Source organism: Streptomyces sp. IBSBF 3136, from assembly GCF_036815105.1.
Lineage (GTDB): Bacteria > Actinomycetota > Actinomycetes > Streptomycetales > Streptomycetaceae > Streptomyces.
Genome location: NZ_JAJSZC010000038.1, coordinates 36,118 through 44,925 on the forward strand (window position 1 = coordinate 36,118; position 8,808 = coordinate 44,925).

Below are 8,808 nucleotides of genomic sequence, written 5' to 3' on the forward strand. Positions count from 1 at the left end.
CGCCGTCACAGCGGCCGGCCCGGCCGCTCACCGTGACAACCGCCACGATCCCGGCGGCGACCCCACCGCGTTCCGCCGGCAGCCCCTGAGAGCTTCCTCACGTGCCGGACGTACCAAAACGACTACGGGCCCATCGTCTTCACGATGGGCCCGTAGCCTCTGTGTGCGCGAGGGGGGAGTTGAACCCCCACGCCCTTGCGGGCACTGGAACCTGAATCCAGCGCGTCTGCCTATTCCGCCACCCGCGCATTGGGTGTGTCTTCCGTTCCCGGCCCTTGTGGGCTGGCCCCTTCCGACATCCAGAACATTAGCACGTCGTACGGGGTGGGTTCACATCCCTTACGGGCCTCCCGCCCCCGCCCCCCGCGGCCACCGGCGTATCAGGCAGTGCCTGTTCACGTATCAACCTCGTACCGGTCACGGCCATCTCCCCCACAGGCGGGCCGGGTGCACAGCCGGGTGCGGGACACTGGTCGTGAGGCGCCTCTACGATCCATGCCAGAGGAGTTCGAAGGGGAGCCGCTGGGGGAACCGGCTGATTGCCGGGCGCGTAGATACGATCAGTGAGCAGTACCGGCCAGGACGGCGGCACGGAGCAGGGCAAGACAGAGCGGGAACGACGGAGGAGGTGCCCCATGGGAGTCCTGAAGAAGTTCGAGCAGCGTCTCGAAGGTCTGGTCAACGGCACCTTCGCCAAGGTCTTCAAGTCCGAGGTCCAGCCCGTGGAGATCGCCGGAGCGCTCCAGCGGGAGTGCGACAACAACGCCACCATCTGGAACCGCGACCGCACGGTCGTGCCGAACGACTTCATCGTGGAGCTGAGCGCGCCGGACTTCGAGCGCCTCAGCCCCTACTCCGGGCAGCTCGGCGACGAGCTGGCCGGCATGGTGCGCGACTACGCCAAGCAGCAGCGCTACACCTTCATGGGGCCGATCAAGGTCAACCTGGAGAAGGCCGAGGACCTCGACACCGGTCTGTACCGGGTGCGCTCGCGGACCCTCGCCTCCTCCGCCAGCCAGCAGGGCGGCGCCCCCGCGGCGCCCCCCGCCGGCCGGCCCGGTCAGGGCGGCGGTCAGGGTTACCCGCCCGCCGCCGCTCCGATGAGCGGCGGACGCACCCGCTACTGGATCGAGATCAACGGCACCCGTCACCAGATCTCCCGCGCGACGCTGGTGCTGGGCCGCAGCACCGAGGCCGACGTGCGGATCGACGACCCCGGCGTCTCCCGCAGGCACTGCGAGATCCGGACCGGGACGCCCTCGACGATCCAGGATCTCGGCTCCACCAACGGCATCGTGGTGGACGGGCAGCACACCACCCGCGCTACGCTCCGCGACGGCTCGCGGATCGTCGTGGGCAGCACCACCATCATTTACCGGCAAGCCGAAGGGTGAAGCGGGGGCAATGTCAGAGCTGACCCTCACGGTCATGCGGCTGGGTTTCCTGGCCGTACTGTGGCTGTTCGTGATCGTGGCCGTGCAGGTCATCCGGAGCGACCTGTTCGGTACGCGTGTCACCCAGCGCGGAGCGCGCCGGGAGGCGGCACGGCCGCAGCAGGCCGCACGGCAGCAGCAGGCCGCGCCCCCGCCCCAGCGCGGCCAGCAGGGCGGCGGCCGGCAGCGCCGCAACGCCCCCAGCAAACTCGTGGTGACCGAAGGCACACTGACCGGCACCACCGTCGCGCTGCAGGGGCAGACCGTCACCCTGGGCCGGGCGCACGACTCCACGATCGTGCTGGACGACGACTACGCCTCCAGCCGTCATGCCAGGATCTACCCGGACCGCGACGGTCAGTGGATCGTCGAGGACCTCGGCTCCACCAACGGCACCTACCTGGACCGGTCCCGGCTGACGACCCCCACACCGATCCCGCTGGGCGCGCCGATCCGCATCGGCAAAACCGTCATCGAGCTGCGGAAGTAGTGCTACGTCATGAGTGAGCGCGAGCGGAGCGAGCACGCAGCGGCAGGCCGCACCCCGGTCTGCGGCGCGCTCCCGACCGGAGGGTGGGCAGTGTGGCTCGACACGACCGGCTGTACCCGGAGCCGACGGGCGAGGTGCGCATGAGTCTGTCACTGCGCTTCGCCGCCGGATCGCACAAGGGCATGATCCGGGAGGGCAACGAGGACTCCGGTTACGCCGGTCCGCGCCTGCTCGCCATCGCCGACGGCATGGGCGGCCAGGCGGCCGGCGAGGTCGCCTCCTCCGAGGTCATCTCCACCCTGGTCACGCTCGACGACGACGTGCCCGGCTCCGACATCCTGACCTCGCTCGGCGTCGCCGTGCAGCGCGCCAACGACCAGCTGCGCTCCATGGTCGACGAGGATCCCCAGCTTGAGGGCATGGGCACCACGCTCACCGCCCTGCTGTGGACCGGGCAGCGGCTCGGCCTCGTGCACGTCGGCGACTCCCGCGCCTACCTGCTGCGCGACGGGGTGCTGACCCAGATCACCCAGGACCACACCTGGGTGCAGCGGCTCGTGGACGAGGGCCGGATCACCGAGGAAGAGGCCACCACCCACCCGCAGCGCTCCCTGCTCATGCGCGCGCTCGGCAGCGGCGACCACGTCGAGCCCGACCTGTCGATCCGCGAGGTGCGGGCCGGCGACCGGTACCTGATCTGCTCCGACGGCCTGTCCGGCGTCGTCTCCCACCAGACGATGGAGGAGACCCTCGCCAGCTACCAGGGCCCCCAGGAGACCGTGCAGGAGCTGATCCAGCTCGCGCTGCGCGGCGGCGGCCCGGACAACATCACCGTGATCGTCGCCGACGTGCTCGACCTGGACACCGGTGACACCCTCGCCGGGCAGCTGTCCGACACCCCGGTCGTGGTCGGCGCCGTCGCCGAGAACCAGCACCACCTGCACGACAACGGCATCATGCAGACGCCGGCCGGCCGCGCCTCCCACCTCGGCCGCCAGGGCCACGGGCAGGGCGGCGGCGAGTTCGGCCCGCCCGGCTCCGGCGACAGCACCGGCTACGCGCCCGCCGGCGGCTTCGGCGACTACACCGACGAGGACTTCACCAAGCCCCGCAAGAACCGCAGGTGGCTGAAGAGATCGGTGTACGGCATCCTCGCCCTCGCGGTGATCGGCGGCGGACTGTACGGCGGTTACCGCTGGACGCAGACGCAGTACTACGTCGGCACCAACGGCGAGCACGTCGCTCTGTACCGCGGCATCAGCCAGGACCTGGCCTGGGTGTCGCTGTCGAAGGTGCAGCAGGACCACCCCGAGATCGAACTCAAGTACCTGCCGCCCTACCAGCAGAAGCAGATCAAGAACACGATCGCGGCGGGCGGCCTGCAGCAGGCGCAGACGAAGATCAAGGCGCTGACCGTGCAGGCCTCAGCGTGCCGGAAGCAGGCGGAACGCGCCGCCGCGCAGAGCGAGCACCACGCCAAGACGGGCCAGGGCGGGGCCGGAGGCACCACGGGAACCACCCGTACCTCCTTCACGTCCAAGGCATCACCGACGCCGAACCCGTCGGCCTCGGGCTCCTCGAAGTCGCCTTCGAAGTCCCCGAGCCCGTCCGCGACCGCCACTCCCAACCCCGGCCCGAGCCTCTCCGAGGATGAGCAGAAGGTCGTCGATCAGTGCGGCAAGCAGTGAGCAAGCCGTGAGGGGCCCTGTCACACGATGAGCAGTACTTCGAATTCGACGCACCACACGTCCACCATCGGCGCGATCGGCGCGCCGAGCCGGCGCAACACCGAGCTGGCTCTGCTGGTGTTCGCCGTGGTCATCCCGGTGTTCGCCTACGCCAACGTGGGTCTGGCCATCGACGACCAGGTGCCCACGGGGCTGCTGAGCTACGGCCTCGGCCTCGCGCTGCTGGCCGGCGTCGCCCACCTCGCGGTGCGCAAGTTCGCCCCGTACGCCGACCCGCTGCTGCTGCCGCTGGCGACCCTGCTCAACGGGCTCGGCCTGGTGGTCATCTGGCGGCTGGACCAGTCGAGGCTGCTCCAGTCACTGCCTAACTTCTCGCCGGCCGCCCCCCGGCAGCTGCTGTACACCGCCCTGGCCATCGCCGTGTTCGCCGTGGTGCTGATCTTCCTGAAGGACCACCGCGTCCTGCAGCGCTACACCTACATCTCCATGTTCGGCGCGCTGGTCCTGCTGATCCTGCCGCTGGTCCCGGGTCTTGGCGCCAACATCTACGGCGCCAAGATCTGGATCCGCATCCCCGGCCTGGGCTCGCTCCAGCCCGGGGAGTTCGCGAAGATCGTCCTGGCGATCTTCTTCGCCGGCTACCTGATGGTGAAGCGCGACGCCCTGGCCCTGGCCAGCCGCCGCTTCATGGGCCTGTACCTGCCGCGTGGCCGCGACCTCGGCCCGATCCTGGTCGTCTGGGCGATCTCGATCCTCATCCTCGTCTTCGAGACCGACCTCGGCACCTCGCTGCTGTTCTTCGGAATGTTCGTCATCATGCTGTACGTCGCCACCGAGCGGACCAGCTGGATCGTCTTCGGTCTGCTGATGTCCGCGGTCGGCGCCGTCGGCGTGGCGAGCTTCGAGCCGCACATCCAGACGCGTGTGCACGCCTGGCTCGACCCGATGCGCGAGTACCAGCTCAGCCGCCAGATCACGCACGACGGCATCCTGCACTCCGACCAGCTCCAGCAGTCCCTGTGGGCGTTCGGCTCCGGTGGCACCCTCGGCACCGGCTGGGGGCAGGGCCACTCGGACCTGATCAAGTTCGCCGCCAACTCCGACTTCGTCCTCGCGACCTTCGGCGAGGAGCTGGGCCTGGCGGGCATCATGGCGATCCTGCTGATCTACGGCCTGATCGTGGAGCGTGGCGTGCGCACGGCACTGGCCGCCCGCGACCCGTTCGGCAAGCTGCTCGCCGTCGGCCTGTCCGGCGCCTTCGCCCTCCAGGTCTTCGTGGTCGCCGGCGGTGTCATGGGGCTCATCCCGCTGACCGGTATGACCATGCCGTTCCTGGCGTCCGGTGGTTCCTCCGTGCTGGCCAACTGGGCGCTCATCGCCATCCTCATCCGCATCAGCGACACCGCCCGCCGCCCGGCGCCCACCCCTGCCAGCAACCCCGACGCCGAGATGACCCAGGTGGTCCGACCGTCATGAACAAGCCCCTGCGCCGGATCGCGATCTTCTGCGGCCTGCTCGTCCTGGCTCTGTTGATCCGCGACAACTACCTCCAGTACGTCAAGGCTGACCAGCTGGCGAGCGAGAAGGACAACCGCCGGGTCGCCATCGAGCGCTACGCCCACCCGCGCGGCGACATCATCGTCGACGGCAACCCGATAACCGGTTCCGTCGAGTCCAAGAACGGCGACTTCAAGTACAAGCGGACCTACAAGAACGGGCCCATGTGGGCCCCGGTCACCGGTTACTCCTCGCAGGCCTTCGACGGCAGCCAGCTGGAGAAGCTCAACGACGGCATCCTCACCGGCAACGACGACCGGCTGTTCTTCCGCAACACGCTCGACATGCTCACGGGCAAGCCGAGGCAGGGCGGCAACGTCGTCACCACGCTCAACGCGGCCGCGCAGAAGGCGGCGTTCGACGGTCTGAAGTCCCGGGGCGGCAAGGGCGCGGTGGTCGCTCTGGAGCCCTCCACCGGCAAGATCCTCGCGCTGGCCTCCTACCCGTCGTACAACCCCTCGTCGTTCGCGGGCAACACCAACGACGACGCCGCGGCCTGGAACAAGCTCCAGAAGAAGAACGACCCGGCCGACCCGATGCTGAACCGGGCGCTGCGCGAGACCTACCCGCCGGGCTCGACCTTCAAGGTCGTCACGGCCGCGGCCGCGCTGGAGAACGGCAAGTACAACTCGGCGGACGAGCCGACCGACTCGCCGCAGCCGTGGATCATGACGGGCACGCACACCGAGCTGAAGAACGAGGGCAGCATCCGCTGCAAGAACGTCAGCATGCGTGAGGCCCTGCGGATCTCCTGCAACACCGTCTTCGGCAAGATCGGCGCCGACCTCGGCAACGACAAGATGCTCGCCGAGGCGAAGAAGTTCGGTTTCACCTCCGAGCAGTTCACGCCGGTCCGCTCCAACGCGTCGGTGTTCTCCGACCACATGAACGACTCGCAGACCGCGCTGTCCTCGATCGGCCAGTACAACACCGCGGCCACCCCGCTGCAGATGGCCATGGTCGCCTCGGCCGTCGCCAACGACGGCCGGCTGATGAAGCCGTACATGGTCGACGAGCTGCAGTCCTCCAACGTCGACCCGGTCACCACGACCGACCCGCAGGAGCTGAGCCGGCCGCTCTCGCCGAAGAACGCGCAGGTCCTGCAGCAGATGATGGAGACCGTCGTCAAGGACGGTACGGGCAAGAACGCGCAGATCGGCGGCGGTGTCACCGTCGGCGGCAAGACCGGTACCGCCCAGCACGGCGTGGCGAACAGCGCGAACCCCTACGCGTGGTTCATCTCCTACGCCAAGCTCAGCGACGGCAGCTCGCCGGTCGCCGTGGCCGTGGTGGTCGAGGACGAGAACGCCAACCGCGACGACATCTCCGGCGGCGGCCTGGCCGCGCCGATCGCGAAGAAGGTCATGGAGGCAGTCATCCAATCCAAGAAGTGACCCCCATCACGCCCTCTTCACATCGTCGCACGTTGCGATACCGGTCCTGTATCGGGTTACGGGCTTGGCCAGGTCACACAGAGCGAGCCGGGTACGGTAGGCCCGGACGGCAGCCTCCGGCCGCGCACGGACGTGTGCGGCCGGGACCGACGGAGAGGGCTGGTAGGTAGCTATGGAAGAGCCGCGTCGCCTCGGCGGCCGGTACGAGCTGGGCCAGGTGCTCGGACGTGGTGGCATGGCGGAGGTCTACCTCGCGCATGACACCCGCCTCGGCCGCACCGTGGCGGTGAAGACGCTGCGCGCGGACCTCGCGCGTGATCCGTCCTTCCAGGCCCGCTTCCGCCGGGAGGCCCAGTCGGCCGCCTCGCTCAACCATCCCGCGATCGTCGCGGTCTACGACACGGGCGAGGACTACATCGACGGGGTCTCGATCCCGTACATCGTGATGGAGTACGTCGACGGCTCCACGCTCCGTGAGCTGCTGCACTCGGGCCGCAAGCTGTTGCCCGAGCGCGCCATGGAGATGACGATCGGCATCCTCCAGGGTCTGGAGTACGCCCACCGCAGCGGCATCGTCCACCGCGACATCAAGCCGGCCAACGTCATGCTGACCCGCAACGGTCAGGTCAAGGTGATGGACTTCGGCATCGCCCGCGCGATGGGCGACTCCGGCATGACCATGACGCAGACGGCGGCGGTCATCGGCACCGCGCAGTACCTGTCGCCGGAGCAGGCGAAGGGCGAGCAGGTCGACGCCCGCTCGGACCTGTATTCGACGGGGTGCCTGCTCTACGAGCTGCTGACGGTACGGCCGCCCTTCGTGGGCGACTCCCCGGTGGCCGTGGCCTACCAGCACGTCCGCGAGGAGCCGCAGGCGCCCAGCGTCTTCGACCCCGAGATCACCCCCGAGATGGACGCCATCGTCCTGAAGGCGCTGGTCAAGGACCCGAACTACCGCTACCAGTCGGCCGACGAGATGCGCGCCGACATCGAGGCCTGTCTCGACGGCCAGCCGGTCGCCGCGACCGCCGCGATGGGCGCGGCCGGCTACGGCGGCTATCCCGACGACCAGCAGACGACGGCCCTGCGCTCGGACGCCGGAGCGGGCGCGACCACCATGCTCCCGCCGATGAACCCGGACGACGGCGGCTACGGCTACGACGACCGCCCCGACCGGCGCCGTCAGCAGAAGAAGAACAACACCTCGACGATCCTCCTGGTGGTCGCCGGTGTCCTGGTCCTGATCGGCGCGATCCTGATCGGGAAATGGGCGTTCACCGGGAAGAACGACGACGGGACCTTCAAGGCCCCGAACTTCGTCGGCAACAGCTACGGCGTCGCCCAGAAGATGGCCGTGAACTCGGACCTGAAGCTGGCGCCGCCCACCCGCAAGCCGTGCGCGGACCAGCCCAAGGGCAACGTCTGCACCCAGGACCCGGTGGCCGGCTCCGACGTCAAGAAGAACGACACGATCAACGTCGTGGTGTCCACGGGCGCCCCGAAGGTCGACGTGCCGGACGTGCGCGGCATCCAGTTCGACAAGGCCAAGTCCCAGCTGGAGGACAAGGGCTTCACGGTCGACAGGAAGACCGAGGTGTCCTCCCAGCCCCCGGGCGTCGTGATCTCCCAGGACCCGGAGGGCGGCACCTCCAAGGAGAAGGGCACCACGATCACGCTGACGGTGGCCAAGGCGGAGGAGAAGGTCTCCGTCCCGGACGTCACCGGCAAGTCCTGTGACGAGGCGAAGTCCATCCTCCAGTCGAAGGGCCTGGCGCCCAACGCGAACTGCAACGACGTCGCCGTCACCGACCCCGGTCAGGACGGCAAGGTCCAGAGCACCACCCCGCAGGCCGGCCAGCAGGTCAGCAAGAACACGCCGGTCGCGATCAACGTGGGCAAGGCGCAGGGCCCGCAGCAGGTGCAGGTCCCGCAGGTGCAGAACCACTCGCTCAAGGACGCCAGGAAGATGCTCCAGGACCTGGGCCTGCAGGTGAACGTCCAGGGCGCGCAGGACGACAACGCGGTGGTCCTCACCTCCAACCCGGCTCCGGGCAGCAACGCCAACCAGGGCGACACGGTGACCCTGTTCACGGTCGACCAGGGCGGCGGGAACAACGGCAACAACGACAACGGCGGGCCGAACATCTTCGGCGGCGTCGGGGGCTGAGGCCCCGCGCTCACGAGGGGGGGGCCCGCCCCCCCGCCCCCCCCCGGCGCCCCCGACACTCAACCCACAAAACAAACCG

At 69.1% G+C, this 8,808-nt stretch carries 6 protein-coding genes and 1 tRNA gene; 6 read left to right on the forward strand and 1 reads right to left on the reverse strand.

Annotated elements, in window-relative coordinates; all coding sequences use genetic code 11:
• Positions 1 to 164: 164 nt before the first annotated feature.
• Positions 165 to 248 (reverse strand) — tRNA-Leu (locus V7E45_RS11220).
• 387 nt (positions 249 to 635) lie between these two features.
• On the opposite strand from V7E45_RS11220, the gene V7E45_RS11225 reads away from it, so the two are divergent.
• The 6 genes from V7E45_RS11225 to pknB all read left to right on the forward strand — a co-directional run bounded on the left by V7E45_RS11225 (position 636) and on the right by pknB (position 8,729).
• Complete coding sequence (locus tag V7E45_RS11225) at positions 636 to 1,394, forward strand: DUF3662 and FHA domain-containing protein (protein WP_333773955.1); 759 nt, start codon at positions 636 to 638, stop codon at positions 1,392 to 1,394.
• Between the two features lie 10 nt (positions 1,395 to 1,404).
• Positions 1,405 to 1,923 carry an FHA domain-containing protein FhaB/FipA gene (locus V7E45_RS11230; protein WP_020941139.1) on the forward strand — a complete coding sequence of 173 codons (519 nt, stop codon included), beginning with the start codon at positions 1,405 to 1,407 and terminating at the stop codon, positions 1,921 to 1,923.
• Positions 1,924 to 2,063: 140 nt separating this feature from the next.
• Entirely contained in the window at positions 2,064 to 3,611 is a 1,548-nt protein-coding gene (locus V7E45_RS11235) for a Stp1/IreP family PP2C-type Ser/Thr phosphatase (RefSeq protein WP_333773963.1), read from the forward strand.
• Between the two features lie 27 nt (positions 3,612 to 3,638).
• Positions 3,639 to 5,087, forward strand: coding sequence for an FtsW/RodA/SpoVE family cell cycle protein (locus V7E45_RS11240; RefSeq protein WP_333773956.1), 1,449 nt, complete (start codon positions 3,639 to 3,641; stop codon positions 5,085 to 5,087).
• Positions 5,084 to 6,562 (forward strand): penicillin-binding transpeptidase domain-containing protein, encoded by a 1,479-nt coding sequence (locus tag V7E45_RS11245; RefSeq protein WP_333773957.1) that lies wholly within the window; start codon positions 5,084 to 5,086, stop codon positions 6,560 to 6,562. The genes V7E45_RS11240 and V7E45_RS11245 overlap by 4 nt, the downstream gene beginning before the upstream one ends.
• A 172-nt stretch (positions 6,563 to 6,734) precedes the next feature.
• Positions 6,735 to 8,729 (forward strand): Stk1 family PASTA domain-containing Ser/Thr kinase, encoded by a 1,995-nt coding sequence (gene pknB / locus V7E45_RS11250; RefSeq protein WP_333773958.1) that lies wholly within the window; start codon positions 6,735 to 6,737, stop codon positions 8,727 to 8,729.
• The last annotated feature ends 79 nt before the right edge of the window (positions 8,730 to 8,808 follow it).